General features: G+C 74.3%; 26 protein-coding genes. 9 read left to right on the plus strand and 17 right to left on the minus strand.

The window, feature by feature from the left end:
• The first annotated feature begins 94 nt into the window (after positions 1–94).
• Entirely contained in the window at positions 95–973 is an 879-nt protein-coding gene (locus ACQEVU_RS15615; protein WP_433334952.1) for an RNA polymerase sigma-70 factor, read from the plus strand.
• A 118-nt stretch (positions 974–1,091) separates the two neighbouring features.
• On the opposite strand, the gene ACQEVU_RS15620 is transcribed toward ACQEVU_RS15615, so the two are convergent.
• The 3 genes from ACQEVU_RS15620 to ACQEVU_RS15630 are packed head-to-tail and all read right to left on the minus strand — an operon-like array spanning position 1,092 to position 3,462.
• The gene (locus ACQEVU_RS15620; RefSeq protein WP_433323964.1) at positions 1,092–1,268 is read right to left on the minus strand and encodes a hypothetical protein; all 177 of its coding nucleotides are present in this window, start codon (positions 1,266–1,268) and stop codon (positions 1,092–1,094) included.
• 32 nt (positions 1,269–1,300) lie between these two features.
• Positions 1,301–3,013 (minus strand): MFS transporter, encoded by a 1,713-nt coding sequence (locus tag ACQEVU_RS15625; RefSeq protein WP_433323966.1) that lies wholly within the window; start codon positions 3,011–3,013, stop codon positions 1,301–1,303.
• Positions 3,010–3,462 (minus strand): MarR family winged helix-turn-helix transcriptional regulator, encoded by a 453-nt coding sequence (locus tag ACQEVU_RS15630; RefSeq protein WP_433323968.1) that lies wholly within the window; start codon positions 3,460–3,462, stop codon positions 3,010–3,012. Before ACQEVU_RS15630 ends, ACQEVU_RS15625 begins: the two co-directional genes overlap by 4 nt.
• A 47-nt stretch (positions 3,463–3,509) precedes the next feature.
• On the opposite strand from ACQEVU_RS15630, the gene ACQEVU_RS15635 reads away from it, so the two are divergent.
• A complete protein-coding gene (locus ACQEVU_RS15635; RefSeq protein ID WP_433323970.1) occupies positions 3,510–3,920 on the plus strand; it encodes a universal stress protein in 411 nt (136 codons plus the stop codon).
• Here the strand turns inward: ACQEVU_RS15635 and ACQEVU_RS15640 are convergent.
• From ACQEVU_RS15640 to ACQEVU_RS15665, 6 genes are all read right to left on the minus strand, one after another.
• Positions 3,904–4,209: a hypothetical protein gene (locus tag ACQEVU_RS15640; protein ID WP_433323972.1), complete on the minus strand. Its 306-nt coding sequence runs from the start codon at positions 4,207–4,209 to the stop codon at positions 3,904–3,906. The two genes, ACQEVU_RS15635 and ACQEVU_RS15640, sit on opposite strands and share 17 nt — an antisense overlap.
• Before the next feature lie 49 nt (positions 4,210–4,258).
• A complete protein-coding gene (locus tag ACQEVU_RS15645) occupies positions 4,259–9,703 on the minus strand; it encodes a carboxyl transferase domain-containing protein (RefSeq protein ID WP_433323974.1) in 5,445 nt (1,814 codons plus the stop codon).
• A gap of 191 nt (positions 9,704–9,894) precedes the next feature.
• A complete protein-coding gene (locus tag ACQEVU_RS15650) occupies positions 9,895–10,161 on the minus strand; it encodes an acylphosphatase (protein WP_433323976.1) in 267 nt (88 codons plus the stop codon).
• Entirely contained in the window at positions 10,161–10,487 is a 327-nt protein-coding gene (locus ACQEVU_RS15655; protein ID WP_433323978.1) for an antibiotic biosynthesis monooxygenase family protein, read from the minus strand. Before ACQEVU_RS15655 ends, ACQEVU_RS15650 begins: the two co-directional genes overlap by 1 nt.
• Before the next feature lie 136 nt (positions 10,488–10,623).
• Positions 10,624–11,190, minus strand: a complete 567-nt coding sequence (locus ACQEVU_RS15660) for a GPP34 family phosphoprotein (RefSeq protein ID WP_433323980.1) — start codon at positions 11,188–11,190, stop codon at positions 10,624–10,626.
• Positions 11,191–11,192: 2 nt separating this feature from the next.
• Positions 11,193–13,163 (minus strand): DUF6545 domain-containing protein, encoded by a 1,971-nt coding sequence (locus ACQEVU_RS15665; protein ID WP_433323982.1) that lies wholly within the window; start codon positions 13,161–13,163, stop codon positions 11,193–11,195.
• Here ACQEVU_RS15665 and ACQEVU_RS15670 point away from each other — a divergent pair.
• From ACQEVU_RS15670 to ACQEVU_RS15680, 3 genes are read left to right on the plus strand one after another with little or no spacing between them, the layout of a single operon-like run.
• Entirely contained in the window at positions 13,162–13,602 is a 441-nt protein-coding gene (locus ACQEVU_RS15670; RefSeq protein ID WP_433323984.1) for a helix-turn-helix domain-containing protein, read from the plus strand. The two genes, ACQEVU_RS15665 and ACQEVU_RS15670, sit on opposite strands and share 2 nt — an antisense overlap.
• On the plus strand, positions 13,586–13,999 hold the full coding sequence (locus ACQEVU_RS15675) for an ImmA/IrrE family metallo-endopeptidase (RefSeq protein ID WP_433323986.1): 414 nt from the start codon (positions 13,586–13,588) through the stop codon (positions 13,997–13,999). The genes ACQEVU_RS15670 and ACQEVU_RS15675 overlap by 17 nt, the downstream gene beginning before the upstream one ends.
• Positions 13,999–14,190, plus strand: coding sequence for a hypothetical protein (locus tag ACQEVU_RS15680; protein ID WP_433323988.1), 192 nt, complete (start codon positions 13,999–14,001; stop codon positions 14,188–14,190). The genes ACQEVU_RS15675 and ACQEVU_RS15680 overlap by 1 nt, the downstream gene beginning before the upstream one ends.
• Positions 14,191–14,310: 120 nt before the next feature.
• Here ACQEVU_RS15680 and ACQEVU_RS15685 read toward each other — a convergent pair whose 3' ends face one another.
• The 4 genes from ACQEVU_RS15685 to ACQEVU_RS15700 are packed head-to-tail and all read right to left on the minus strand — an operon-like array spanning position 14,311 to position 17,433.
• A complete protein-coding gene (locus ACQEVU_RS15685; protein ID WP_433323990.1) occupies positions 14,311–15,003 on the minus strand; it encodes a hypothetical protein in 693 nt (230 codons plus the stop codon).
• A gap of 23 nt (positions 15,004–15,026) precedes the next feature.
• Positions 15,027–15,914, minus strand: a complete 888-nt coding sequence (locus ACQEVU_RS15690; RefSeq protein WP_433323992.1) for a sigma-70 family RNA polymerase sigma factor — start codon at positions 15,912–15,914, stop codon at positions 15,027–15,029.
• 5 nt (positions 15,915–15,919) lie between these two features.
• Positions 15,920–16,885, minus strand: a complete 966-nt coding sequence (locus ACQEVU_RS15695; protein WP_433323994.1) for a TrmH family RNA methyltransferase — start codon at positions 16,883–16,885, stop codon at positions 15,920–15,922.
• Complete coding sequence (locus ACQEVU_RS15700) at positions 16,879–17,433, minus strand: hypothetical protein (protein ID WP_433323996.1); 555 nt, start codon at positions 17,431–17,433, stop codon at positions 16,879–16,881. The genes ACQEVU_RS15695 and ACQEVU_RS15700 overlap by 7 nt, the downstream gene beginning before the upstream one ends.
• 412 nt (positions 17,434–17,845) lie before the next feature.
• On the opposite strand from ACQEVU_RS15700, the gene ACQEVU_RS15705 reads away from it, so the two are divergent.
• Positions 17,846–18,637 (plus strand): SDR family oxidoreductase, encoded by a 792-nt coding sequence (locus tag ACQEVU_RS15705; RefSeq protein ID WP_433323998.1) that lies wholly within the window; start codon positions 17,846–17,848, stop codon positions 18,635–18,637.
• Between the two features lie 184 nt (positions 18,638–18,821).
• Here ACQEVU_RS15705 and ACQEVU_RS15710 read toward each other — a convergent pair whose 3' ends face one another.
• Positions 18,822–19,415: a TetR/AcrR family transcriptional regulator gene (locus ACQEVU_RS15710; RefSeq protein ID WP_433324000.1), complete on the minus strand. Its 594-nt coding sequence runs from the start codon at positions 19,413–19,415 to the stop codon at positions 18,822–18,824.
• A gap of 53 nt (positions 19,416–19,468) precedes the next feature.
• Between ACQEVU_RS15710 and ACQEVU_RS15715 the strand changes: the two genes are divergently transcribed.
• The gene (locus ACQEVU_RS15715; protein WP_433324002.1) at positions 19,469–20,182 is read left to right on the plus strand and encodes an N-acyl homoserine lactonase family protein; all 714 of its coding nucleotides are present in this window, start codon (positions 19,469–19,471) and stop codon (positions 20,180–20,182) included.
• Between the two features lie 194 nt (positions 20,183–20,376).
• Here ACQEVU_RS15715 and ACQEVU_RS15720 read toward each other — a convergent pair whose 3' ends face one another.
• The 3 genes from ACQEVU_RS15720 to ACQEVU_RS15730 are packed head-to-tail and all read right to left on the minus strand — an operon-like array spanning position 20,377 to position 23,236.
• A complete protein-coding gene (locus ACQEVU_RS15720; protein WP_433324004.1) occupies positions 20,377–21,162 on the minus strand; it encodes an alpha/beta fold hydrolase in 786 nt (261 codons plus the stop codon).
• Between the two features lie 14 nt (positions 21,163–21,176).
• Positions 21,177–21,872: a response regulator gene (locus ACQEVU_RS15725; protein WP_433324006.1), complete on the minus strand. Its 696-nt coding sequence runs from the start codon at positions 21,870–21,872 to the stop codon at positions 21,177–21,179.
• On the minus strand, positions 21,869–23,236 hold the full coding sequence (locus tag ACQEVU_RS15730; RefSeq protein ID WP_433324008.1) for a sensor histidine kinase: 1,368 nt from the start codon (positions 23,234–23,236) through the stop codon (positions 21,869–21,871). Before ACQEVU_RS15730 ends, ACQEVU_RS15725 begins: the two co-directional genes overlap by 4 nt.
• Before the next feature lie 43 nt (positions 23,237–23,279).
• Here ACQEVU_RS15730 and ACQEVU_RS15735 point away from each other — a divergent pair, with 43 nt between their 5' ends.
• On the plus strand, positions 23,280–24,671 hold the full coding sequence (locus tag ACQEVU_RS15735; protein ID WP_433324010.1) for a serine hydrolase domain-containing protein: 1,392 nt from the start codon (positions 23,280–23,282) through the stop codon (positions 24,669–24,671).
• A 32-nt stretch (positions 24,672–24,703) separates the two neighbouring features.
• Entirely contained in the window at positions 24,704–26,320 is a 1,617-nt protein-coding gene (locus ACQEVU_RS15740) for a methyl-accepting chemotaxis protein (RefSeq protein WP_433324012.1), read from the plus strand.
• Positions 26,321–26,323 lie beyond the last annotated feature (3 nt).

A 26,323-nucleotide genomic window follows, 5' to 3' on the forward strand; every position in this document is an offset into this window, starting at 1 on the left:
TGCCGGCGTCCCCGCCCCTGTGACGGCGCCCCGGCGTGACGAGGGCCACGAGCCGCCCGTGTCACAGAACGCCCCCGACCGGCATCTCGTGGGCATGGACCCGGCCACCGAGGCGTTCGTCGCCCACCGCAACCTGCTCTTCACCGTCGCCTACGAGATGCTCGGCTCCGCCGCGGACGCCGAGGACGTCCTGCAGGAGACCTGGGTCCGCTGGTCCGGCGTCGACCTCGACGCGGTGCAGGACAACCGCGCGTACCTGGTCCGGATCACCACCCGCCAGGCCCTGATCCGCCTGCGCACGCTGCGCCGCCGCAAGGAGTCGTACGTCGGCCCGTGGCTCCCCGAGCCCCTGCTGACCGCCCCCGACGTGGCCGAGGACGTGGAACTGGCCGACAGCGTCTCGATGGCGATGCTGCTGGTGCTGGAGACCCTGACCCCCGCCGAGCGCGCGGTGTTCGTGCTGCGGGAGGTGTTCGCGCTGGAGTACGACGAGATCGCGGAGGCCGTCGAGAAGACCCCCGCGGCGGTACGCCAGATCGCCCACCGCGCCCGCGCGCACGTGGCCGCGCGCCGCCCGCGCAGCACGGTCTCGCAGTCCCAGACCCGCGACGCGCTGGCGGCCTTCCAGCGCGCCGTCGAGACCGGCGACCTGCAGCACCTGCTCGACATCCTGGCCCCCGACGTCGTCTTCCTCGGCGACGGCGGCGGCGTGGTCCAGGCCGTCCTGCACCCCATCACCGGCGCCGACAGGGTGGCCCGCCTGCTGGCGGCCGGCGTCCCCCGCGTCGCCGAGCTGATGTCGGTGCACCCGACCGAGGTCAACGGCCAGCCCGCGCTGACGTTCCGCCACAACGGCCAGGTCGACACCGTCCTGGCCCTGCGCATCGACGACGGCCTGATCTCCGGCGTCTACGCCGTGCGCAACCCGGAGAAGCTCGCCCGCATCGAGCGCGAGACCCCGGTGAGCCGTTAGGGCAGCTCCCGCCTGAGGACCGCGAGCAGCCGCCGGTGCGCCGGCGCGTTGGCGGCTGCGGCTCGCTGCTCGGCGGTACCGAACGCGTCGACCGGATCGTCGCACGGCCCTGCTGACCTCAGCCGTCGACGGTGTAGGCGGCCCGTGTCGTGCCCAGCGCGACGCGGATGGCGAGGGCCTGCAGGTGCAGATGGACAGCGTCGACGAACTGGCCGGTCTCCGTGCACAGGTTGCCCATCTTGGCTGAGCGAACCGTCGAATCGGAAACGGTCAGTGTGACATCCAGCGGTGCCATATTCGATCCTGACGGACCGGAACCGGCTGGACTCAGTCCCGGGCGACGCTGTCCTCGCGCTCGTCCGCTGCCGCAGCTGACACCGCGGGGCGGGGGACGACCACGACGCGGCAGTGCGCGTCGGCCTTGAGGCGCTCGCTGGCGCTGCCGTCGAGCAGGTGGGCCACCCCGCCGTGGGACGGGGCGCCGATCACGACCGCGCGGGCGTGGACGGCGTCGGCGTGGCGGGCGATCAGGCTGCCGGCGTGGCCGTGGTCGGCGACGCTGCGCAGGACGTGGCCGGAGGCGGGGATGCCGCGGGCGGCCAGGTCGTCCAGGTACGCCTGGACGCGGGCCCGGGCCTCGTCGTAGCTCACGCGGTCGACCGCGTCGTCGCCCACGACGGCGATCTCGTGGACGTGCAACAGCTCCAGTGGAGCGTCGAAGCGGCCGGCCAGCTCGGCGGCCACCGCGGTCACCGCCGCGGCGTGCGGGCCGGCGTCGACGGCGACGACGACCGGCGCGCTGCCGTTCGCCTCGCCGGTGCGCCCGACCGTGACGATCTCGCCGACGGCCTGCCCCGCGGCGGCCTCGTCCGCGTCGGCCTCGGCGGCGGACAGCAGGCGGTGGCCGGTGGCCAGGACGGCGATCGCGATGAGGAACGCGGCCGCGCCGGCGTAGAACGGGACGTGGATGTTGTAGTGGTCGGCGAGCTTGCCCGCGACGAACGGGGCGAGGCCGCCGCCGATGAAGCGCACGAAGCCGTACGACGCCGAGGCGACCGGGCGCGGCACCGGGGCGACCGTCATGACGGCCTGGGTGGTCAGGGTGTTGTTGATGCCGATGAAGGCGCCGCAGACGATGACGGCGACGATGACCGTGGTGGCCGAGTCCGTGAACGCGCCGATGACGGCGAGGACGACGGCGAGGAGGAACAGGTTGGCGTACAACGTCTTGGCCGTGCCGAAGCGCCGCTGCAGCCGCGGGGCGACCGCCACGCTGAAGATCGCGACGAGCAGGCCCCAGCCGGTGAACACGAGGCCGAGCTTGTGCTCGGACAGGTGCATCGGATACGGCGCGTACCCGAGCATGGTGAAGAAGCCCCAGTTGTAGAACACCGCCGTCAGGCTCATGATGAGCAGCCCGCGGTGGCGCAGCGCGGCGATCGGGGCGGCGATCGACGTCCGCTCGGCCGGCTTGGGCGTCTTGGGCACCAGCGTGATCGTGGCGATGAGGGCGATGAACATCAGCACGCTCACGCCGTAGAACGGCCCGCGCCAGCTGATCCCGCCGAGGGTGCCGCCCAGCAGCGGACCGACGGCGATGCCGATGCCCAGCGCGGTCTCGTACAGGATGATCGCCCCGCCGAACCCGCCGCTCGCCGACGCGACGATGACGGCGAGGGAGGTGGCGATGAACAGCGCGTTGCCCAGCCCCCACCCGGCGCGGAAGCCGACGATGCCGCTGATCGTGTTCGACGTACCGGCGAGGGCGGCGAAGACGACGATCAGCACCAGCCCGGCGATGAGGGTGCGCTTGGGCCCGATGCGGCTGGACACGACGTTCGTCACGAGCATCGCGACGGCGGTGACGAGCAGGTAGCTGGTGAACAGCAGCGACACCTGGCTGGGCGAGGCGTGCAGCTTGGTCGAGAGCGCCGGCAGGATCGGATCGACCAGCCCGATCCCCATGAACGACACGACGCAGGCGAACGCGACCGCCCACACCGCCCTCGGTTGGCGGAACGGGCTCTGCTGACTTTTCATGTGGTGGTACTCCCGGAATAGGTGGTTTGCGCGGCAACCAGCCGCTCCAGCGCGGGCAGCGCGGCCGCGAGCGCGTCCCGGTCGTCACCGCTGAGCCGCCCGGCCAGCTCGTCGAGCAGCCGGGCGCGCGCCTCGCGCCGGGCCTGCAGCCGCTCGGCGCCCGCGGCCGTGAGATGGACCATGACGACCCGCGCGTCGTCGGGGTGTGACCGCCGTTCGACGAGCCCGTCGTGTTCCAGCCGCGAGACCAGCTGCGTCATCGCCGGCTGGGTGACCCCTTCGAGCGCCGCCAGCTCCGAGATGCGGCACGGCCCGCCGGTGTCGAGCGTGCGCAGCGTGTCCGCGGTGGTCAGCGAGATCCGGTCCCCGGCCGCGAGCCGCCGCAGCAACGACACGACCCGCTCCAGCCCACCGGCAAGCGCCGCCCCGTCGAGCCGGATCTTGGTCATGAAACTTTTATATCATGTTCTTATATTCGAAGCTTATGCTTCTGTCTGTGATCGAACGCACCATCGTCGTGGGCATCGACGGCTCGACGTCTTCGCTGCGCGCCGCGGCCTACGCCGTCGGCCTGGCCCGCCGCGAGCAGTGCCGCCTGGTCGCCGTGTACGTGCGCACGCTGCCGGCCGCCACGCTCTCCTTGATCGACTCGGGCGGCCACGCGGCCGCGGCCACGGTCGACGCCCACGACGCGGTGGAGGACCAGCTACGCTCGGCCCTGGTCGACCACGCGAGCCTGATCGTCCGCACCGGCGAGCCCTTCACGGAGCTGGTCGGCGTGGCCGAGGAACTCCAGGCCGACGCCGTGATCGTCGGCCGCTCCGCAAACGTGTGGCACCGCGTCGCCGGCTCGGTGGCGGTGAAGCTGGTCCGCTGCGCCCGCTGGCCGGTCACGGTCGTGCCGTGACCTCATCGATCATGGCGCTGAGGTTCGCATAGCTGTCCGCGTCGGCCTGCGCGACCGGGGCCGGCAGGAACGACTCGGTCAGCAGCTCGCCGGCGCGGCGCAGCGACACCAGGCCCGGGCGGGCCTCCTGGTCCGGGACCACGTCCCGGACCAGCGGGGTGCCGCCGCCGCGGCGGCTGCGCTCCCGGCGCACGTCGTGCAGCGCGTTGCGCAGGCCCGGCCGCACACCGTCGTGCGCGGCCGAGACGTCCACGCCGGCGCCGACGAGACGTACCGCCGGGCCGGACACGATCAGCGTGACATCCAGCGGCGGGGCCGTACCCGCTACTGACGGACCGCTAGGCGAGCCCGCGCTCGATGGCCGCGATGATCTGCGGGCGCAGCTCCTCCGGGCGGATGATCGCGTCGACCGAGCCGACGTCGACCGCGCGCTGGATGCTGTGCACGCTGTCGAACTCCGACGCCACCTCGCTCAGCTTCTCCGCCCGGACCGACGCGCGGACCTCGACCAGCTTCGTGGCCAGCGCCGCGCGCTGCCCGCCCGTGGCCGACGCGATCTGGGACTCCAGCTCGGCCACCCGCGGGTCGCGGGCGGTGCGGGCGTCCACGTCACCGGAGAAGACGACCGCGGCCGCGGGGGCGCCGCCGATGACCGAGGCGAAGGAGCCGTCCACCGCCAGGACCGTCATGTTGGGGTTCAGGGCCTTCGAGAAGACCACGAACGCGCCGCCGTGGTAGCGGGAGATGACGCAGAAGACGATCGGGCCGCGGAAGTTCACGATCGCGCGGCCGATCTCGGCGCCGTACTCCAGCTGCAGCCGCCGCATCGACTCCGGCGAGCCGTCGAAGCCCGACAGGTTGGCCAGCACCACCAGCGGGCGGTTGCCGCTGGCCGTGTTGATCGCCCGCGCCGCCTTCTTCGACGACGCCGGGAACAGGGTGCCGGCCGTGTAGGTGTCGGGGCCGTCGGTGGGCGGGAAGCCGCGCCGCGGTACCGAGCGGGACTCGATGCCGAGCAGGCACACCGGGATGCCGCCCAGGTGGACGTCCTGCACGACCGCCGTCTCGGCGTCGGCCATGCCGGCCCAGCGCTCCAGCACCGCGTGGTCCTGGTCGGCCAGGGCCCGCATCAGGGTGCGGATGTCGAAGGCCTTCTTGCGGTCGGGGTTGCGCTCCTTGGAGAAGATCTGGCCGACGGTGGTGAAGTCGCTGTCCGGCACCGAGTGCGGGAACGGCGAGATGTCGCGGTCGACCGGGTCGGTGGTCGTCGCGCGGCGCGGGCGGGTCTCGCCGGGGGCGATGTACGTGTGCTCGTAGTGGCTCATGAGCACGTTCCGGGCGCCGCGCAGGTCGGGGGCCCAGTACTGGGCCTGGCCGTTGGGGCCCATCACCCGGTCGTAGCCGCCGATGCCGTAGTTGTCCTCGGCCGACACGCCGCCGGAGAAGTCCAGCGACTGCTTGCCGGTGAGGACCATCGCCGAGTCGGGGGTCATGACCAGGATGCCCTTGGTGTGCATGAGCATGGTGGCCTCGGCGTTCCAGTACGGCTGGGCGCCCACGGTGATCCCCGCGACGACGATGTTGATCTCGCCGCCGGCCTGGGTGAACTCGACGATCCGCTTCAGGGCGGCGGCGACCCAGTCCATGTTCTCGGTGCCGGAGCTCATCGAGATCCGCGCGCCGGCCGACAGGGCGAACCAGTCGACGGGGACCCGCATCTGCTCGGCGAGGTCGAGCGCGGCGATCACGCGGCTGCACTCGGGCTCGGCGAGGGCGCCGAGGGACTTCGTCGGGTCGCCGAGCAGCACGACGCGGGTCACGCCCTCCGGGTACCGCTCGGTGGGGGTGCTGACGACGCCGGCGACCATGCCGGACTTGTTCTGGCCCCGCGGGCGGCGCACCGGGACGAGCACTCCGGTGTCGTCGAGGTCGTGCTCGACGAACGTGCCGCGCGGGCCGGCCAGCAGTTCGGTGAGCTCGTACGGGTACGTCGTGCCGCGCCGCCGCGCCGAGAGCACCTTCTGCCGGTAGTCGTCCAGCGGCTGGATGAGCTCGGTCGTGGGCTCGCCGACCGACATCTGCATGCCCTGGTCGTACGACACCTTGACCGCGATGTCGGCGAGCTCGCCGGTGGCGGCGTCGCGCTGGCGGCCGAGGAACAGCACCTCCTCCAGGCCGGCGCCGGCGGTGATCGGCAGCAGGCGCTGGGCGACGGCGCTGAGCTCCTCGACGGTCAGCTCGCTCGACGGCCACACGTAGATCGTGATCCGGTTGGTGTCGAACCGCTTCTTGGCCGGCCGCCGGGCCTGGACGTTGCGGATCGCGTCGAGGCAGGCGTCCAGCGCCCCCTCGATCGCCGGCAGGGCCAGGATGCGCCCGTCGGCGTCGCGCAGCGGGGTGATGTCGCGCACCTGGGCCATCGCCGCGAGCCGCTCGTCGGCCGGGTTGTTCGGGGCGACGCAGTGGAAGAGGTACACCTCCTCGTCCGCCGACGGCAGCCGCGTGAGGTCGAAGTTGCGCAGCCGCGGCAGCTGCAGGCGCTGGGCGATGAGCGGGTGAAGGCCCCGGATGACCAGGTCCTCGCCCATGCCGGGCCGGAAGGTGAAGTGGTGGTGCAGCTCGGCGCCGGTGCGCCCGGCGACCGACATCGTCACCCGGTCGAGCTTGTCGAGCAGGCCGGCCTGCTCGACGACCTCGGCGAGGATGGCCGCCATCGCCTCCGGTTCGGGCTGGTCGGTCCAGGTGAGGTACACGTCGGCGACCGTGTCGGCGTCGCCGAGGGCGGCCACCTGCGACAGGGTCGCGGGCAGGTCGGCGAAGTCGGTGGCGGCGGCGACGAGCTTGAAGTGCTCGTTGTCGCGGTCGTACTCCGCCGTGAAGAACGCGTTCCCGTTGACCTCGACCGAGTGCGGTTCCTTGGCGCCGCGGTTGCCGTAGTACCGCCGGCTGAGCACCTCCAGCATCGGGCGGTGGTCGGCGCCGGGCTTGCCGATGCGCTGCCCGAGCAGGCGCACCAGCGGCTCGGGCGAGGTGACCATCTTCGCGATCCGCTCGGCCCGGTCCGGGGCGTCGGGGTGCTCGTCGAGGTGGCGCAGGTGGCGGCGGACGTCGGCGTACACCTCGGCCCGCTTGCGCCGCAGCATCGGCTGCGCGGCCCACCGGAACACGATGCTGCGGGCGAGGTCGCCGACGGCCGGGAAGCGCAGCTGGGTGGCGAAGATGAGGTGCTCCAGCGTCTGCCCGACCAGCTCGCGCAGCCCGTTGCCGGGCAGCGGCTCGGTGAGCCACTGCTGCAGGAACGTCACGATGACGGTGACGTCGGCGGCGGCGCGCTGCTGGGCCAGGAAGATGCGGAACACGGCCTCCTCGAGCGCGGGGGTGCGCTCGAAGTCGGTGATGCCGTAGTGGGCGAGGACCCGGGCCAGGCGGGTGCGGAACGTCTCGGGCAGGCCGGCCCGTTCGACGTCGAGGCTCTGCAGGTACGCGTGGAAGTACTCCCGCGGGCTGTGCACCCGGGTGTCGGCCCGCGACTCCTCGCCGGCCGGCCGGTTGCGCATGAGCTCGGAGAGGTCGGCGAACACCCGCAGCAGCCCGACCTCCTCCTCGATCGGGCGGCGGCCGAGCTCGGCCCGGGCGGCCAGGTAGCTCGACAGGGCCCGGCGCTCGTCGCGCGGGTCGAGGTCGTAGCCGAGCAGCAGGCTGCGCAGGTCGGCGATGCCGTGGGCGACCCGGTGCTCGGGGGACAGGCCGTCGAGCTCGGGCGGCAGGTCCAGGTCGACGGCGTCGCCGGCCGCGGCGGCCTCGGCGTCGCCGTCGCCGATCGGCTCGAGGCGCAGCAGCGGCGCCGCGGTCTCGACCTGGCTGCCGACGGCGACCAGGCACTCCTTGAGCCGGGCCTTGAACGGCGCGCGCAGCACCGTCTCCATCTTCATGCTCTCCAGCACGAGGACGGGCGCGCCGGCCTCGACCTCGTCACCGACGGCGAGCGGGGTGGCCACGACGAGCGCCGGCGCGGGGGAGCGCAGCACGCCGCCCTCGTCGCGGCTGACGCGGTGGGTGACGCCGTCGACCTCGACGAGGTGGATCGGGCCGTGGGTGTCGGTGACGAGCCGGAAGCGCCGGCCGTTGACGATGATCCGGCCGGTGTGCTCGTCAAAGCGCTCGAGCTCGGCGTCGACGCCGGGCGCGTCGCCGATGCCGACCCGGAAGCGCCGCGGCCCGGTCTGCGCGACCGTGACCCGGTAGGTGGCCCCGCGCAGCTTGAGGTCGATCGGCCGGCCGCTCTTGTGCTGCACCTGGGGTCGGCCGCCGTGCGCGGTCGACAGCAGGCGCTGGCGCTCGACGAAGGCCTCGTCCTCGTACGCCTCGATCGCGGCGGCCGCCAGGGCGATGCCGGAGTGCTTGGTGGAGACGAGGCGGCCCTCGCCGCGGACCCGGTCGATCCAGCCGGTGTCGGCGCTGCCGTCGATGACCTCGGGCTGGTCGAGCAGGTCGAGGATGAAGCTCTTGTTGGTGGCGCCGCCCTCGATGATGACGGTGGTCTCGGCGACGGCCCGGCGCAGGCGGCCCAGCGCCTCGTCGCGGGTGCGGCCGTACGCGATGATCTTGGCGATCATGGAGTCGAAGTCGGCCGGGATGACGTCGCCCTCGCTGACGCCGGTGTCGACCCGGATGCCGGGGCCGGCCGGCAGCGCCAGGCGCACGATCCGCCCCGGCGAGGGCGCGAAGTCGCGGTCGGGGTCCTCGGCGTTGAGCCGGGCCTCGACGGCGTGCCCGGCCTCGGGCGGCTGCCCGTCGCCGAGGCGGCCGCCGGCGGCGACGTGCAGCTGGGCCTTGACCAGGTCGAAGTCGGTCGTCTCCTCGGTGATCGGGTGCTCGACCTGCAGCCGGGTGTTGACCTCGAGGAAGGCGAAGAGCCGCTCGCCGGGGTGGTAGAGGAACTCGACGGTGCCGGCGCCGCGGTACTGCACCGCGAGCGCGAGCCGCTCGGCCGCCCGCTTGAGCTCCAGCGCCTGCTCGGGCGCGAGCACGGGGGAGGCGGACTCCTCGATGACCTTCTGGTTGCGCCGCTGCACGGAGCAGTCGCGCACGCCCAGCGCCCACGCGGTGCCCTGCCCGTCGGCGATGACCTGCACCTCGACGTGGCGGGCGCCGGTGACGAGGCGCTCCAGGAACACCACGCCGCTGCCGAACGCGCGCGCCGCCTCGAGGCTGGTGCGCTCGTAGGCGTCGGTGAGCTCCTCGTCACTGCGCACGACCCGGATGCCGCGCCCGCCGCCGCCGGCGGTCGCCTTGAGCATGAGCGGGTAGCCGATCTCGGCGGCGGCCCGCGTGGCCGCCTCGAGGCTCTCGACGGCGCCGCGGCTCCACGGCGCGACGGGCACGCCGACCTCCTCGGCGATGAGCTTCGCGCCGATCTTGTCGCCGAGCTTGCGCATCGCGTCGGCGCTCGGCCCGATGAACGTGACGCCGATCTTCTCGCACAGCTCGGCGAAGGCCGGGTCCTCGGCGACGAAGCCCCAGCCGACCCAGGCCGCGTCGGCGCGGGTCTCGACGAGAGCGCGCTCGAGCACGGCGTGGTCGAGGTACGGCCGGGCCGAGGCCGGGCCGAGGCAGTAGCTGTGGTCCGCTTCGCGCACGAACGTCGCGGTGCGCTCGGCGTCGGTGTAGAGCGCGATGGTCTCCATCGACGACGCGCCCGTCTCCGCGTTGAGCTCGCGCACGGCGTGGATCAGCCGCATGGCTGCCTCACCCCGGTTGACGATGGCGATGCGACTGAACACCGAGTAAGCCTCCGATCACGACAAACGGGGACCGCCTGTCCGGCCGGAGCCCCCGTGTAACCTTCGACGCTACCGGTCGGTAATGGAAACCGTGGGACCCACCACCCCGGAGCCCCGAAAGTTGTGGGGATCGGCCAAAGCATAAGCCGTCGTGACGCGGGTCACCGCCGACATGGCCCGGCGCGGCCGATTCATCGAATACTGAAACCGCTGATGCCCTCCGCCGGCTCGTCGTGCACGACGACGCCGGTGACCCGCGCCGACCGGGGGCCCTCGCCGGCCCACGCGACCAGCGCGCCGACCGGCTCGTCGCCGCCCTCGAACACCGCCTCGACGCGCCCGTCGGGGAGGTTGCGGACCCAGCCGGCGACCCCGCGCGCCTCGGCGACCCGCCGGCACGTGTCACGGAAGAAGACGCCCTGCACCAGCCCCGAGACGAGCACCCGCTTGCGGACCATCACTCGACCGTACCGCCGGGGACCGCCACCGCGACCTCATGATGGACGACCCGGTCGTCCCAGCGCGCGAGCACCCGCCGGGCCGCGTCCTCGACCACGGCCGCGCCCGGGTCGTCGCCGGCGAAGCCGCGCACGTCGTCCATGCTCGCGAAGTAGGTGATCGAGGTGAAGCGGACCTCGCCGCCGTCGTCGACGCGCAGCAGCCGGGCGCCCCGGAACCCGGGGACCTGCCCCAGGTGGCCGGCGACCTCGGTCTCGTAGTGCCGCTGATAGGCCTCGGCGTCCGCCCCGCGGGCCGCCCACCCCGTCCAAACCCGTGCGATCACGGCATCCACCCTATCGTCGCTCACGTGCCGCGGCCGGGAGTGAGGGCGATGCGGCCGTCCGCGGGGGCGGCCGTCGGTTCACGTGCCGCGGCGGGGTGTGAGGGCGATGCGGCCGTCCGCGGGGGCGGCCGTCGGTTCACGTGCCGCGGCGGGGTGTGAGGGCGATGCGGGCGGCCGCCGCGGCGACCGCCTCGGCGACGGTGCGCGCGTCGCCGGTCACTGCGGCCGCCATGGCGCGCAGCCGGCCCAGCGCGGCGCGGTTGGCGGCGTCGGCGACGACCGGCTCGAGCCCCGTGATCACGGCGAGGGCGGCGAGGGTCTTCGTGCGCTCGTCGGCCTCCGGCCCGGCCGCCTCCGCGGCGTGGCGCAGCAGGATCCGCGGGGCGGCCGCGGCGAGGGCGTCGGCGGCGACGTAGCGCGGGCGGGCCCGGGCCAGCCGCTCCAGCCGCCCCACCGGCGGGCGGTGGACGACGCCGGAGCCGACGAGACTGTCGCCGATCATGGTGTACGCCTCCGGGGCCAGCCGCTCGACGTCGGACGCCACGTCGCCGTCGAGCCGGACGTCGCCGGTGAAGGCGAGCTCGGCGAGCAGGGCGCCCGCGACGCCGAGGCCGAGCACGGCGGCGCCGATGTGCGGGCGGCCGGTGTAGCCGTCGTGGGCCAGCAGGAAGTACTCGGCCGGCAGAGGGAGCCGCGGTGGCATGGCTATTGCGCCGTCGCGACGTCACGCAGGGTGGCGCGCACCACGGGCGATCGGCGCAGGGCGCGACCCACGAGTACCAGATGGGGGATCGTCGCCGAAGGCGAGAGGCCGGCCGGCAGCAGCGGCTCCGCCGGGGGCCCGGCCGGCGCCGCGCCCGGGCCGGTGCGGGCGCGCAGGGCCACGGCGAGGACCGCCGCCTCGACCTGGACGGGCCGGTCGGCCGGACGGCAGCGCCGCCCCGCCTCCGCGCGGGCCACCCGCCACGCCTCCGGCGGCGCCCACGCGGCCAGCACCGCGTAGGCGTCGAGGATCTCGACCGGCATGCGCAGCGCGGCGAGCGGCGCGTGGCGGGCCAGGGAGCGCAGGGCGGCCGGCCCGCGGTACCGCGGCAGCAGCGCGACCTCGGGCACCGCCGCCCGGACGCGGCGCCACAGCGGCCAGAGCCGCGCCACGGTGTACAGGGCGTGCAGCCGGTGCCGCGGTGCGCGCCGGCCGTTCGCGCGGGGCGCGGCCACGGGCTCGAGGTCCGCCCGCCCCCCGGCGACGACGAGCGGCCCCCCGGCGCTCGCGGTGCGCAGCGCGTTGGTGCCGACCGCCGCGTACGCGGCCGGGTGCGCCCGGCGGAACACGGGCGCGTAGAGCAGCCCGGCGCCGGCGACGAGGGCCACGAGGACGGTGCCGAGGACCGATCCGGCGTTGGCGACGGTCGCGGCGGCGATCGGGGCGAGGCCGGCGATCGCCAGGGCGGGCGCATAGCGGGTCCGCCACCGCGCGGCGCCGGGCCGGCGGGCGAAGAAGCCGATCACGGCCGCCGAGGTGAGCGTGAGCAGCAGCAGGACGCCGAGCGCGCTGAGGTACGACAGCCAGGTGAACATGTCGAGCACCGGATCCCGGCCCAGGACCGCGAACGCCGCCACGGCCACGGCCGACACCGCGCTCTGCGCGAGCGAGGCGGTCACCGGCGCCGCGTAGTGCCGGCCGGTGCGGGCCAGCCGGGCGGGCAGCAGCCGGTCGCGGGACATCGCGAACGCGTACCGGGCGACGCAGTTGTGGATGCTCAGCATGCACGCGAAGACGCTCGTGACGAGCAGCCCGCCGGCGATCACGGCCAGCGGCGCGCCGAACACCGCGCCGATCATCGCGGCCGGCAGCTCCGAGCCCGGGTCGCGGGCCAGGACGACGACGTCGTGCGGGCCGGCGCCGACGGTCAGGGCCCAGGCCGTCAGGGTGTACAGCCCGCCGGTGACGATCAGCGTCAGGTACGTGGCCCGGGCCACGGTGCCGGCGTTGCCGCGGGTCTCCTCGCTGTACACCGCGCCCTGCTCGAAGCCGAGGTAGCCGATGATGGCGAGGGCGAACACGACGCCGATGCCCGGCCCGAGCAGCTGCCCCGGCTCGAAGCCGACGTAGTCCGGCGCGCCGCCGGCGGGGTCGGTCAGCGCGGCCGCGTCGAACAGCAGGACCGCGCCGATCTCCAGCGCCAGCAGGGCGGCGAGGACCTTCGCGGTCAGGTCGATGCCGTACAGCCCGAGCGCCCCGACCGCCGCCAGCGCGGCCGCCGACCACGCCCACCACGGCAGCGACAGCCCCAGGTGCGCGGCGGCGAAGTCGCGGGCGACGGCGCCGAGCAGCCCGTAGAGCGCGGTCTGCAACGAGCTGTACGCGACGACGGCCACGAACGACGCCGAGACGCCCCAGGCGCGGCCCAGCCCGAGCGCGACGTACGGATAGAAGCCCCCCGCGCTGCGCACCAGGCGGCTCATCGCGGCGTAGCCGACGGAGAACAGCCCGAGGACGGCGGCCACCATCGGATACGCCAGCGGGGTGCCCACATTGCCGCTCACCGCGAACGTGGTGACGAGCCCGCCGACGAGGACGGTGAGCGGCCCGGAGGCGCTGATGAGGATCATCGTCAGGGCCCCGGCACCGAGCTCGCGCCGATTGATGATGACCCATGCTAGCCTCTGGCTCATGGCCACGTTCGCCGAGCGGCTCGACGAGCTGTTCCGCACGGTGCGCCACCCGGTGACCGGCAAGCCCTACAGCGTGCGGCACGTCGCCGCGGCGTGCGGGCTGTCGCACACCCACCTCAACAAGCTGCGCTCCGGCACCGCCAGCGACCCGCGCTGGTCGGAGATGGAGGCCCTGGCCCGATTCTTCGGCGTGCCCATCGACCACTTCGTCGCGGCCGACCCGCGGCAGCGGCGCGAGGCCGACGAGCACAGCGCCGCCCTGGCCGCCGCGCTGCGCCAGCCCGGCGTCTCGCAGGTGATGCTGCGCATGGTGCAGCGGCGGCTCTCGCCGGAGGGCGCGGCCGCGGTCATCCGCATCATCGACGAGGTGGCCCGGCTCGAGGCGGCCCAGCGCCGCCGGGCGGTCGCCGGTCAGGCCGACCGTGGCCCGGTACAGTGACGACGATCTTGTGCTGACCCTCGTCCGGCAGGCCGGGGCGGTCCTGGACGACCTGGGCCTGCCCGGCTCGTTCACGCTCGCCGAGCTGCAGGCCCGCATCGAGGCCCGCCGCGGCCGCCCGATCCAGATCCACCCCCGCCCGATGCCGGCCGAGGGCCCGCACGGCCTGTGGGTGGCCGGGGAGCGGGTCGACTACGTGTTCGTCGACGCCGCCGCCCCGCCGCTGCGCCGCGCCCAGATCATCGGCCACGAGTTCGGCCACATCCTCTTCGACGCCCCGTCCGCGCAGGGCTGCGCCCGCTCCGGCTACGAGGAGCTGATCGAGCAGCGCTGCGAGTGGTTCGGGACGGTCGCTTTACAGCGGTTCCGCCTGCTGGAACGCCCTGGAACGCCGTAATGCATCTGTGGCGTGTGATCAGCGTTGCGGCCGGTCCCGCGCTCGCTGCCGGCGGTGGCCGCACCACGGACATGATCCACTCCGACGCCACCCGCCTGCAGTCCTGGGAGATGTTCAGCCTGATCCGCTGGGGCGGCGACGGCCGGACCACCGACGTCATCCACACCGACGCCACCGTGGTCCAATCGTGATACTCCGACCACGGTCGGTGATACGGCCAAGGTCGATTTTTTGTAGTGGGCTAAGCTCAGGAAGCCAAAGACGGAATGCGCCGCGGCCGTCGTTCCCCGTTGCGGCAACGGGGACGGCGGTCAGCGGCGGGCGAGGTCGACGGCGACGATCACGAAGGCCATGGCCACGCCCGCGCACGTCAGCCCGAGCGCGCGCAGCCCGGCGGACGCGCCCCGCAGCACCACCAGCTGGCGGGCGCCCCGGCGGAAGGCGACCACCTCGGCCGGCCACGCGCGCGACGAGCCGAGCTCGACGACGTCGCCGCGGCGCGCCCACTCGCCGACGAACACGACCGGCGTGCCGTCCGGGATGATCCACTCCTCGGTGCGCTCGTCGCCGTGGTGCTCGTCGCGGTGCTTGACCACCGCGGGCCGCCACGCGTCCAGGTCGACCAGGCCGGGCCGGGCGAACGCGGTCGCCGTGCCGTCGTCGAGCGCGATCCGCTCGGGGCCGGTGTGCGCGGACAGCGTCCTGGTGACCGGCCACTCGCCGCCCGGCTCGATGACCGTTCGTGTCCGTACGGTGCGGTACCACGCGACGCTCCGGCCGCCGCGGGCCGGAGACGGCGGAGACGCGGCGTGCAGCCGGCCGGCCAGCAGGCAGCGGCCGGCGCTCGCCGGCGCGGCCCGCAGCGCCGCGATCGTGGTGAAACGCAGGCGCAGCCGGGACGCCGCGAGCCGCGCCTCCCGGACCACCAGCACCAGGACCAGCAACACGACCGCGCCGCCGATCACATTGACGGCGATCGCCGCGGGCAGGCTCGGATGCGACACGGCCCATCGTAGGGGCCCGCGGCTCACCCGCCGAGCATCGACAGGTCCAGGCCGCGCAGGCGGTCCGCGTCGGCCAGCACGTCGACCGCGGCGATGCGGCCGTCGACGACCGTGAACGCCATCACGAACAGCGGGCGGTCCGGCGCCGAGGCGACGACCACGCCCGCGGCGCCGTTGACCAGGGCCGGGTACACGAACGGGGAGAGCCGCGACGAAGCCAGGGCCTGGGTGGCCACCTGCTCGGGGCCGTGCAGGGTGAACGTGAGGCGCGGGCGCGACTCGCCGCCGTCGGAGCGCAGGATCACGTCGGGGTCCAGGACCTCGACCAGCGCGGCGAAGTCGCCCTCGCGCGAGGCCGTGAAGAACGCCTCCACCACCGCGCGCTGGCGGGCCGTGTCGCGGTCCGGGGCCGTCGGGCGGGCCTGGACGCGGCGGCGGGCCCGGCTCGCGAGCTGCCGCGCGGCCGCGGGGGAGCGCTCGACCAGCGGCCCGATGTCCTCGAACGGCACCGCGAACATATCGTGCAACACGAACGCGAGGCGCTCGGGCGGGGCGAGGGTCTGCAGTACCACCTGCAGCGCCAGGCCGACCGAGTCGGCCAGCAGCGCCTCGTGCTCGGGGTCGACGCCGGCCGCGGGGCTGACGATCGGATTTGGCACGTGCACGTCGAGCGGGTCCTCGCGCCGCGTCGCCCGCGCGCGCAGCAGGTTGAGGCAGACGCGGGCGACGATCGTGGTGAGCCACGCCTCGGGGTTGCCGACGCCCTCGGCACCGGCGCGGCTCGCGCGCAGCCACGTCTCCTGCACGGCGTCGTCGGCCTCGGCGGTCGAGCCGAGCATCCGGAACGCCACGGCCCGCAGCCGGCCCCGGTGCCGCTGGAACTCCTCGCCCAGCCACTCCTGCTCGCTCACCGGGATCAGTATTCCAGCAGCTCCCACGGCTCGACGAGATCCCCGGCCGCGTCGAGGCCGAGCTCGCTGCGGTAGGACAGGCCCCGCCGCGGCGGCCGCCCCGCCGACCCCTCCGGGCGCGGCCCGAGCTGCCGGGCCGCCTCGGCGAGCACGATCCCGGTCAGGAACCGGTACCGCCCGGCCGCCCCCGCCGCCCCGACCCGCGCGAACTGCGCCCCGGCGGGCGCGTCGAAGTCGCCGTCCGGCACGACGAGCAGCGTGCCCGCGCCGGTGAGGTCGGTCCGGTGCACCGGCGGCCCGTCGGCGTCCTCGGTGCAGACGATGACGCGGGTGTACCCCTGCACGCCCCCGCCCGGCACGACGCGCAACGGGTTGCGGTGGCTGCGCGCCGCGGCCCGCCCCTCGGCGCGCACCGGCCGCGGCGTGCCGAACCACACCTTGTCCCGGTCGTCGAGCCCGACGCTCGTCCAGCCGAACGCGGCCGCCGAGCGCAGCGAGCTGCCCGCCTCGACGTGGTCGCGCGGCCCGGCCAGCAGCACGCCCGGGCGCTGCGACTCCGGCCGCGGCCCCCGCACCGTGCGCCGCCCGCTCGCGCCGCCCAGGTAGTACAGCGCCACGGCCGCCGCGGTGGCAACGTTGAGCGTGTTGACCCCGCGCCCCGGCATCGGGATGCACACCGTCCGCGCCGCCGCCCGCAACAGGTCGGGCCGGATCCCCTTGCGCTCGTTCCCGACCACAATGGACGCTGCACTGTGGAGGCTTCCGCGGCGGTACACCGACTCGGCGCCGTCCGCGTTGTCCACGGCGACGATCGGCGTCGCCAGCAGCGCCTCGGTGCCGACCTTGGACACGCCGGCGAGCAGCCCGCGCTCGTCCCGGAACCCGTACGCCACCCCGAACATCGCCGCCGCGGCGACGAGCGCCTCGGCGTTGGCCGGGTTCTCGACCCCGTCGCCGACCAGCCTCACCACGCCGCCGCCCAGGCCGCCCGGGCGCGCACCGCGTAGGCGTCCGCGCGCCGCTCGTGATCGGCCGTGCGCATGGCGGGGGTGCGGCGGCGACGGGCCTCCTGCTGTACGACATGATGCCCCAGCTCGTGCATGAGCCCGTCGAACAGCATGAAGTCGCGCAGCTCCCCGCCCGGCCAGTCGACCCGCGTGGCGGCGCTTCCGGCGGTGACGATCGCCCCCGCCCGCCGCAGCCGCGCGGCGCCCGGGTCCGTGAGCCGCCCGGGCAGCACCCACGGCGGCTCCGGCTGCTCGTACAGCAGCACGATCCCCGGCACCCGCAGCGCCGCGACCGCGACGGCCCCGGCGCCCGGCGGCCGCTGCCGCAGCTCGACGCCGCGCACGCCGTAGGTCGCGGCCGGTCCGAAGAACGCGAGGACCTGCCGGATGTCGGCCGGGTTCGCGGGATGGACGAACCCGGGCCGCGCCGCCCGTACCCGCACGGGCCCGGTGTCGCGGGCCCGGCGCGCGGCGCGCAGGGGATACGGGTCGGTGCGCAGGCTACGGCTCAATGGCGATCACGCCGATGTTGATAGCAGGCCGGCACCGGCAACCACCACGGCATTTCCCGCCACCTCTGGCCGAGGACCTGGATGCCCGCGACTCGGCGCCCCGTGAGGCGGCACACAGCCGGTGAGCTGGATTCGATCACGGAGCGACGCATAGCCTGGACCTGACGGCAACTGAATCGATCCAGAACGAGGAGGATGCTGATGCTTCCGCTGCCGTACGTCCAGCCCGCCGAGGTCCGCCGCCTGGTCCGCGCCGCGTGGCGCCGCCTCGACTCGTGGACGCTGCGCACCTTCAACGCCCGCTAGCCGCTTCGCCTTTTGCGGTTGTCGGGGGCGTGGCCTGGATCACGTCACATCGGCGCTCTCCCGCGGGTCTGCGTGGTGAGACCCCGATGTGAACGGAGACGGCGCCATGACGACGACACCAATCCTGCTGACCGGCGGTACGGGAACCCTCGGCCGCCTGCTGCTCCCGCTGCTGCGCGGGGCGGGCTGCGACCTCCGCGTCCTGACCCGCAACGCCGGGGCCGCGCCGGTCGCCGACGGCGTCGAGTACGTCGTCGGCGACCTGGCCACCGGCGCGGGCGTCGCGGAGGCGGTCGCCGGCGCCGCCACGATCGTGCACTGCGCCGGCTCGGCGAAGGGCGACGACGTCAAGGCCCGCAACCTGGTCCGCGAGGCGACCCGCGCCGGCGCGAAGCACCTCGTCTACATCTCGGTCGTGGGCGCCGACCGCGTCCCCGTGCGCAGTGCCGCCGACCGGGCCATGTTCGGCTACTTCGCCGCGAAGCGCGCCGCGGAGGTTCTCGTCGCGGAGTCCGGCATCCCGTGGACCACGCTGCGGGCGAGCCAGTTCCACGAGCTTACGCTCACGACGATCCGGCAGATGGCCCGGATGCCGGTGGTGCCGGTCCCGGCCGGGGTGCGGTTCCAGCCGGTCGACGGGGCCGAGGTTGCGCGGCGGCTGGCCGAGCTGGCGGCGGGCGAACCGGCCGGGCTGGTGCCGGACCTGGCCGGGCCGAAGATCTATGGGATGGATGAGCTGGTTCGCAGCTACCTCGCTGCCGCCGGCAAGCGGCGGCCGGTTGTGCGGCTGCGGATGGGCGGTGGTGCGTACCGGGCGATCCGGGGTGGTGCGAACCTGGCCCCCGAGCGGGCGGTCGGGCGCCGCACGTGGGAGGAGTTTCTGGCCGAGAACGTCTGATGATCATGGGCGGTGCGATCCGCGCGCGCCTGCGTGGGGCCGCTGTCGTGGTCGGGAGACGTGGGCGAATGGCGGCGATCGGAGAACGGACAACGTGGGGTCCCCGGGTGCCGTACCGCTTTCAAGCACCTTACACCATCACGAAAAAGCCGATCATCGATTCATGCGCTCCGTGTTCGAAAGCTCACGCTGTGCCCCAAGTCAGGGCTGTCGGGGACAGGGCGGCGAAGCCGGTGGCTGACGTGTCACGGGCGCGCGCCTCGGCCTCGGGGTGGCCGTGAGGGAGGGCGTCGCGGAACGCGGTCAGCGTGGTCCGGTGGATGGCCATCAGCAGCGCGGCCAGCACGCCCGAGGAAGGGTCCAAAGGGGACAGTGCGGCCTGCAGGCGGTCGAACAGTGCGTGCTCCGCGGTCTGCAGGGCGTGGCTGGCGGCGATGGCCGAGAAGTACCGCGCGACCTGTGGGGCGCCGCGCGGGTCCAGCAGGAACGACAGCTCGGACTCGTGCCAGCGGCGGAATGCCGAGGCCATGCTCTCGCCCGGCGGGCGCGACGCCACCGTCGAGACCAGGGACTGCTCCAGCGAGTGGGCGCGGTCGAAGAACAGCTCCTCCTTCGAGCGGAAGTAGTTGAACACCGTGCCGACGCCGACGTCGGCGCGGGCGGCGATCTCGGCGATCGTGACCGACTCGAAGCCGCGGGCGGCGAACAGTTCCGTCGCGGCCTCGCTCAGGGCCTGGCGGGTGCGCTGCTTCTTGCGCGCCCGCAGTCCGTTCTCCACCACGACAGCATAGGGGGCGGAATTTTGAAGTCGTTCATGTTTATAGTCACTGCATGACTGAGGTGAGGGAACTCTTCCTGCTCCAGCTCGGGACCGTCCGCGAGGTGGGGGTGCCGATCCCGGCGTACCTGCTGAAAGTCGGGCCGGACGACCAGTACGTGCTCGTCGACACCGGATGCGCGCGGCGGGTGATCGGCGATCCGGAGTCGCACTTCGTGGTGACCGAGGACGATCACATCGCCGGGCAGCTGCAGAAGCTGGGGCTCACGACCGGGGACGTCACGACGGTGGTGGTCAGCCATCTCGACCCGGACCACGCGGGGGCCAACGACGAGTTTCCGCACGCCGAGTTCATCGTGCAGCGCGCGCAACGGGAGCACGCACGGTCCTCGGGGCTGTTCCGCTACGAGTGGTACCGCGACCAGTGGGACGACCCGCGCCTGCGCTACCGGGAGGTCGACGGCGACGTCGAGCTGCGGCCCGGCCTGACCCTGCTGGAGTGCGGCGGGCACGTGCCCGGGCACCAGGCCGTCCTCGTCGAGCTGCCGGAGACCGGACGCGTCCTGCTGGCCGGCGACGCCTGGATGCGCGGCACCGAGGCGGAGACCCGGCCGATGACGCCGTTCGACGTCGACGAGGCGGCGACCCGCCGGTCACAGCGCCGCCTCGCCGACCTCGCCGAGGAGCTCGGTGTCGCGCTGGTCGTCCACAACCACGACATCGAGCAGTGGGCGACGCTGCGGCGGGCGCCGCAGAGCTACACCTGATCCAGCGCCAGGGAGTCGACCAGGCACACGAACGTGGCGTAGTTCGGCAGGTCGCGGATCTGGCGGCCGCCGACGTTCTCGACCCGCACGGAGGCGATTCGGACCACAGCGCGCCCCGCTCGCGGCGGCTCACGCCGGTGGAGTTCACGGTGTACGGGCCGAACGGGATCGCGTGGCCCGAATCCAGGCCGGCATCATCCGTTCGGTGATGGTTGCGGCGGACAGTCGTCCTCGTAGAGCCCGACGTACCGCTCGTTGAGCGCCGCCGCGTGGGTGCCGAGGCGGTGCGCCGAGATGATGTCGTGGCCCAGGCCCAGTTCGGCCGGCAGTGTCTCGAGGTGCAGGGAGGCCCCGGCGGCGCGGGCGAGGCGGGCCGGCACGTCGAACGCGAGACGCGCGTCGACGGTGGTGTCGCCGGGCGCGAGGACGGCGGCGACCCGGCGCACCCCGGCGGCCGGGAACCGGGCCGGGAGCCGGGCGGCGATGCGCAGGTACTGGGCGACGGCGCGGTAGGAGTAGCCGCGGGCGTTGCGCCGGTCGGGCAGGACCCGCCACCCGTACAGCGCCTGCATCGGCCGCCGCACGACGGCCGGGACCTGGCCGGCGTGCGGTGCGTAGAGCGGGGCGAGGACGAGCAGCCGGCGCACGGTGCCGGGCCGGTGCGCGGCGAGCCACGTGGCGAGGACGCCGCCGCCGGAGACGCCGACGACGCCGGTCTCCTCGCCGAGCGCCGCCGCCTCGTCCAGCGCCGCGGCGGCGTAGGCGATGAGGCCGGCCGCGGTGACGGTGGCGTGGGCGTCGCGGTCGACGAGGCCGTGCCCGGGGGCGCGGGGGACGAGGACGTTGTACCCCCGGTCGAAGAACCGCGCCGCCAGCGCGTCGAGCTGGGCGGGGGAGTGGGTGTACCCGTGCAGGAGCAGCACCGACCGCGGCCGCCGCCCGCCGTGGGTCAGCACGCGGGTGTCGTGCCCGTCCGCCACCGGTGGCCCCTCGGTCACGACGGGCCCGGGGCGGTGAGGTCGAGGCGGTAGCCGATGCCGGGCTCGGTGATGAGGTGGCGCGGGCGCGACGGGTCGGCCTCGAGCTTGCGGCGCAGGTTGGCGAAGTGCACGCGCAGGTAGTTGGTCTCCGTCTCGTACTGCGGGCCCCACACCTCGCGCAGCAGCTGCCGGTGCTCGACCAGCTTGCCCGCGTGCCGGACCAGCACCTCCAGCAGGTGCCACTCCGTCGGGGTGAGGCGCACCGGGCGGCCGTCGGGGCCGGTCGCCTGCTTCGTGGACAGGTCGAGGCGGAACGACGACGCCTCGATGACCGGCTCGGCGGGGGCGGGCGCGGCGCGGCGCAGGGCGGCCCGCATCCGGGCGAGGAGCTCGTCCATGCCGAACGGCTTGGTGACGTAGTCGTCGGCGCCGGCGTCGAGGGCGGCGACCTTGGTCGGGCCGCCGTGGCGGGCGGAGAGGACGATGATGGGCACGGTGCTGTACTCCCGGATGCCCGTCACCACGTCGAGGCCGTCCAGGTCGGGCAGGCCGAGGTCGACCACGACGAGGTCGGGCGGGTGGTCGGCGGCGGCGGCCAGGCCGGCGGCGGCGCTGCCGGCGGTGCGCACCTCGTAGCCGCGGGCGGCGAAGTTGAGCCGCAGCGCCCGCAGCAGCGGCTCGTCGTCGTCGACGATCAGGACCTTCGTCATACGGCCGGCAGCTCCACGGTCATCGTCAGGCCCCCGCCGGGGGTCTCGGAGGGGGTCACCGTCCCGCCCATCGCCTCGGTGAAGCCGCGCACGATCGCGAGGCCGAGGCCGAGGCCCGTGCCGCCGCGGTCGCCGCGCCGCTGGAACGGCTCGAACAGGCCGGGCCGGTCGGCGGGTGGAACGCCGGGGCCATTGTCGGCGACGACGAGGCGGACGCGGTCACCGGCCCGCTCGCCGGTGATGCGCACCCGGGGCGCGGCGGCGAGGGCGTTGGCGACGAGGTTGGCGACGACCCGTTCGAGCAGGCCGGGGTCGGCGTGGGCGAGCGGGAGGTCGTCGGGCACGTCGACGGCGACGCGGCCGCGGTTGTGCTCCCGGTCGGGCAGGTGCAGGACGACCTCGGCGGCGACGGCGTCGAGGGCGGTCGGCTCCGGGGTCGCCGACAGCACCCCGGCCCGCAGCCGGCTGAGCGACAGCAGGTTCTCCACGAGGGCGGTCATGCGGTCCGTGGCGTCCTCGATCGTGGCGAGCAGGTCGTCGCGGTCCTGTTCGGACCACTGCACGTCGGCCTGGCGCAGGCTGGACGCCGCCGCCTTGATGCCGGCCAGCGGCGTGCGCAGGTCGTGGCTGACGGCGTCGAGCAGGGCGGTGCGCAGCCGGTCGATCTCGGCCAGCTCCCGGGCCCGGGCGGCGTCGTCGGCGAGGCGCTGCCGCTCGTGGAGGCGGGCCGCGGCGGCGGCGAGCCGGCCCAGGGTGCGCCGCTCCTCGGGCTGGACGGGCGGGCCCCAGGCGTCCAGGTGTACACCCGCGGCGGCCGGCATGCGCAGGGCCGGGTCGCCGCCGGGCACCTCGCCGACCGCCGCGACCGCCCGGTCGTGCTCGACGAGCGCGACGGCGTCCATGCGGTAGGCGTCGCGGACCTGCGCGAGGATCCCGGCGAGGGCGTCGCCGGCGGCGGGGGCGGCGGTGAGCTGGGCGAGCAGCCGGGACTCGACGTCGCGGCGGGCGACCGCGGCCCGCTGGCGCGCCACGACGTCCATGGCGACGGCGACGGCGGCGGCGACCACCACGTAGACGACGAGGACGATCGCGTTGTCGGTGCTGGCGACGGCCAGGGTGTGGTACGGCGGGACGAAGAAGAAGTTGACCAGCGCATCGGCCCCGACGGCGGCCCCGAGCGCGGGCCACAGCCCGCCCACGGCGGCCGCGGCGGCGACCGGCACGAGGTACAGCAGCGCCACCGACGCCAGCGACAGGTCCCCGCGCAGCGGCTCCAGCACCGCGGTCGCGACGGCGAGCCCGGCGACCGCAACCGCCGCACCGGTCCATGCCCGCCGCCGCGCGCCCGTATGTTCGCCGCTCACCGGCCAATTGTGGCAGCGGCCGGCGGGTGCGAGGATCGCGGCCATGTTGGGTGAGCGGGGTATCGGGCGGCGTGGGCTGCTCGGGGCCGGTCTCGCCGCGGCGACCGCGGCGCTGGCCGGCTGCGGTGACGACCCGGCCGGGGCGCCGGCCGCCGGACCGTCCGGCTCCGATCCGGTCGCCGGCGGGTCCGACGCGGCCGCGGCGCCGGTGGGCGACGAGGGCCTCGCCGGGCTGGCGTCGGCGGGTGCGTCCGCGCCGCCGCCGGGCACGGTGCTCGCCGCCCCGTACAGCGCGAAGCTGGTCGAGGTCATGAAGCGCTACCTCGTGCCGACGTCGGACAACCCGAAGCACCCCGGCTACGCGGGCGCGGTCGTGCTCACCGACGTCGCCGGGAAGGTGACCACCCACGCCGCCGTCGGCGACGCCCTGCGCTACGGGGCCGGGCCGGTGGAGCTGGCGGCGGGCAAGCGGGTCGCGATGCGCCCCGACTCCATCTTCGACGTCGCCTCCTGCACCAAGATCTACACCACGATCCTCGCCCTGCAGCAGGTCGACCGCGGCGCCCTGGACCTCTCCGCGCCAGTCGCGCAGTACCTGCCCGCCTTCGACGGGCCGGGCAAAGCCGGCGTCACGGTACAGATGCTGCTCACCCACACCAGCGGCCTGCCGGTCGGCCCGTCGATCCCGGAGACGTCGAAGAAACCGGACATCGCCGCCCGCTGGGCCTACATCGTCTCCACGCCCCTGGCCGACGGGGTGGCGCCGGGGACCCTGTTCCGGTACACCAGCCTGGGTCTGCTGCTCACCCAGCAGATCCTCGAAAAACTGACCGGCAAGCCCCTCGACCAGCAGGTCAAGAACGAAATCACCGGCCCGCTCGGGCTGCGCGACACCGGGTTCAAGCCCCTCGGCTGGCTGTCGGCCGACGCCAAGGCCAACCGGCTCGTCGCCACCGACGCCCGCACCTCCCGCGGCCTGCTGCGCGGCACCGTCCACGACGACATCTGCAACGTCCTCGGCGGCGTCGCCGGCTCCGCCGGCATCTTCACCACCGCCGCCGACCTCGCCGTCATCGGCCGCATGCTCCTCGGCAAGGGCCAGACCGGCGGCAAGCGCATCCTGTCCGAGGCGATCGTGGGCCGGATGCTCAAGAACTACAACGCCGGCCTGCCCGCCACCGACGTCGACCGGCCCAACCGCTCCTCCACCCACGGCCTCGGCCTCGAGCTCGACCAGCCCTGGTTCATGGGCCGCCTCGCCGCACCCGGCACCTTCGGCCACACCGGCTTCACCGGCTGCGAACTCGTCGTCGACCCCCGCCGCCAGCTCGTCCTCGTCCTGCTCACCAACCGCGCCCACCCCAACTGGAGCTGGGCCAACCCCGACCCCACCCGTGTCGCCGTCGCCAACGTGATCGCCGACGCAATCGCCTAAAAGGTCACCCTCCCTGGGCCGATTGGTCGGGCATGAACGCGCTGCGACGGTCCCGGGTCACCACGCGCTTGATAGTCGGCTTCTCCATCGTGTCGCTGTGCATCGTCGGCATCTGGCTCTCGGCGATCTCGGCGGCGCACGGCACGCGCGACACCGTCGCCGACCTGTCCGCGGCGCAGGCCCAGCTGGACGGGGCCGAGCAGCTGAAGTACCGGATCACCGACATCTCCGGGTGGCAGGCCGGCTACGCGCTCGACATCGTGCGCGGCGTGCCCGGCGCGGCCCAGGACACGGCCGAGACGCGGGCCGCGTTCCTCAAGTCGATGCAGGACTTCGCCGCCGAGCTCGACGACATCGCCAAGCTGCCGCTGCCGGCGGCCGACCAGGCGTCGGTGCAGGCGATCCGGGCCGCGTTCGCGGACTTCAAGGCGATGGACGGCCGGGCCATCGCCGCGTACCGGGCCGGCACGCCCGCCCAGACGGGCGCCGCCAACGACCTGGTGACGGGGGAGGGGCTGGAGGTGTACCAGCGCATCGCCGACTCCGTCGACCAGCTGCTCACCAACGCGCAGCAGCGGGCGGCCGCCGCGCAGCGGGCCGGCCGCTCGACGGCGTCGCGGACCAGCCGCTTCGCCAGCGTCGTCGGCAGCGCCGCCCTGGCGGTGGCGATCCTCATGGCGATCGCGCTGTCGCTGTCGGTGATCCGGCCGCTGCGGGCGATCCACGAGCGCCTGGCCGACATCGCCGACGGCGAGGGCGACCTGACCCGCCGGCTGGTGGTGACCGGCAACGACGAGTTCACCGACGTGAGCCGCGAGTTCAACACGTTCGTCGACAAGATCGCCGCCACGGTACGGGCGATCAGCGGTTCGGCCTCCACGGTCGCGGTGGCCAGCGAGCGGCTCACCGAGACCTCGGCCCGCATCATGTCCAGCGCCCAGCAGACGTCGGCGCAGTCGGGGCGGATCGTGACGTCGGCCGGCGCGGTGTCGGACAACGTGCACACCGTGGCGACCGGCGCCGCGGAGATGAGCGCCTCCATCCAGCGCATCTCCGGTACCGCGGCGGAGGCGGCCCGCGTCGGCGGCCAGACCGCGGAGCTGACCCAGTCCGCGTTCGACCTCATCGGCCGGCTGTCCGGCTCGAGCCGGCAGATCGGCGACGTGGTGAAGGTCATCACCGACATCGCCGAGCAGACGAACCTGCTGGCCCTCAACGCGACGATCGAGGCGGCCCGGGCCGGGGAGGCCGGCAAGGGCTTCGCCGTCGTGGCCAACGAGGTGAAGGAGCTGGCCCAGGAGACGGGCCGGGCCACCGGCGACATCGCCGCGAAGGTGCAGAGCATCCAGTCCGACACCACCGAGGCGACCGAGGCGATCAACCGGATCGTGGAGATCACCGGTCGGCTCGGCGACTACCAGCACACGATCGCGGCGGCGGTCGAGGAGCAGACGGCCACGACGGACGAGATGAGCCGCAACATCTCCCGGGCCGCGGCCGGCTCGGCCGACATCGCCGCGGACATCTCCACCATCTCGGAGGCGGCGCAGGTCACCACCGGCGGCGTCGAGGACACCCGCACGGCCGCCGAGGAGCTGTCGGCGATGAGCCGCGAGCTGCGCGGCCTCGTCGGGCAGTTCCGCGTCTGACCA

The organism is Dactylosporangium sp. CA-139066 (assembly GCF_050936175.1).
Taxonomy (GTDB): domain Bacteria; phylum Actinomycetota; class Actinomycetes; order Mycobacteriales; family Micromonosporaceae; genus Dactylosporangium.

Bases quoted from the DNA above. Each gene is read 5' to 3' on its own strand.
- ACQEVU_RS15615 (WP_433334952.1), top strand. From the start codon at position 95: ATGGACCCGGCCACCGAGGCGTTCGTCGCCCACCGCAACCTGCTCTTC.
- ACQEVU_RS15620 (WP_433323964.1), bottom strand. From the start codon at position 1,268: ATGGCACCGCTGGATGTCACACTGACCGTTTCCGATTCGACGGTTCGC.
- ACQEVU_RS15625 (WP_433323966.1), bottom strand. From the start codon at position 3,013: ATGAAAAGTCAGCAGAGCCCGTTCCGCCAACCGAGGGCGGTGTGGGCG.
- ACQEVU_RS15630 (WP_433323968.1), bottom strand. From the start codon at position 3,462: ATGACCAAGATCCGGCTCGACGGGGCGGCGCTTGCCGGTGGGCTGGAG.
- ACQEVU_RS15650 (WP_433323976.1), bottom strand. From the start codon at position 10,161: ATGGTCCGCAAGCGGGTGCTCGTCTCGGGGCTGGTGCAGGGCGTCTTC.
- ACQEVU_RS15660 (WP_433323980.1), bottom strand. From the start codon at position 11,190: ATGCCACCGCGGCTCCCTCTGCCGGCCGAGTACTTCCTGCTGGCCCAC.
- ACQEVU_RS15670 (WP_433323984.1), top strand. From the start codon at position 13,162: ATGGCCACGTTCGCCGAGCGGCTCGACGAGCTGTTCCGCACGGTGCGC.
- ACQEVU_RS15665 (WP_433323982.1), bottom strand. From the start codon at position 13,163: ATGAGCCAGAGGCTAGCATGGGTCATCATCAATCGGCGCGAGCTCGGT.
- ACQEVU_RS15680 (WP_433323988.1), top strand. From the start codon at position 13,999: ATGCATCTGTGGCGTGTGATCAGCGTTGCGGCCGGTCCCGCGCTCGCT.
- ACQEVU_RS15705 (WP_433323998.1), top strand. From the start codon at position 17,846: ATGACGACGACACCAATCCTGCTGACCGGCGGTACGGGAACCCTCGGC.
- ACQEVU_RS15715 (WP_433324002.1), top strand. From the start codon at position 19,469: ATGACTGAGGTGAGGGAACTCTTCCTGCTCCAGCTCGGGACCGTCCGC.
- ACQEVU_RS15725 (WP_433324006.1), bottom strand. From the start codon at position 21,872: ATGACGAAGGTCCTGATCGTCGACGACGACGAGCCGCTGCTGCGGGCG.
- ACQEVU_RS15735 (WP_433324010.1), top strand. From the start codon at position 23,280: ATGTTGGGTGAGCGGGGTATCGGGCGGCGTGGGCTGCTCGGGGCCGGT.
- ACQEVU_RS15740 (WP_433324012.1), top strand. From the start codon at position 24,704: ATGAACGCGCTGCGACGGTCCCGGGTCACCACGCGCTTGATAGTCGGC.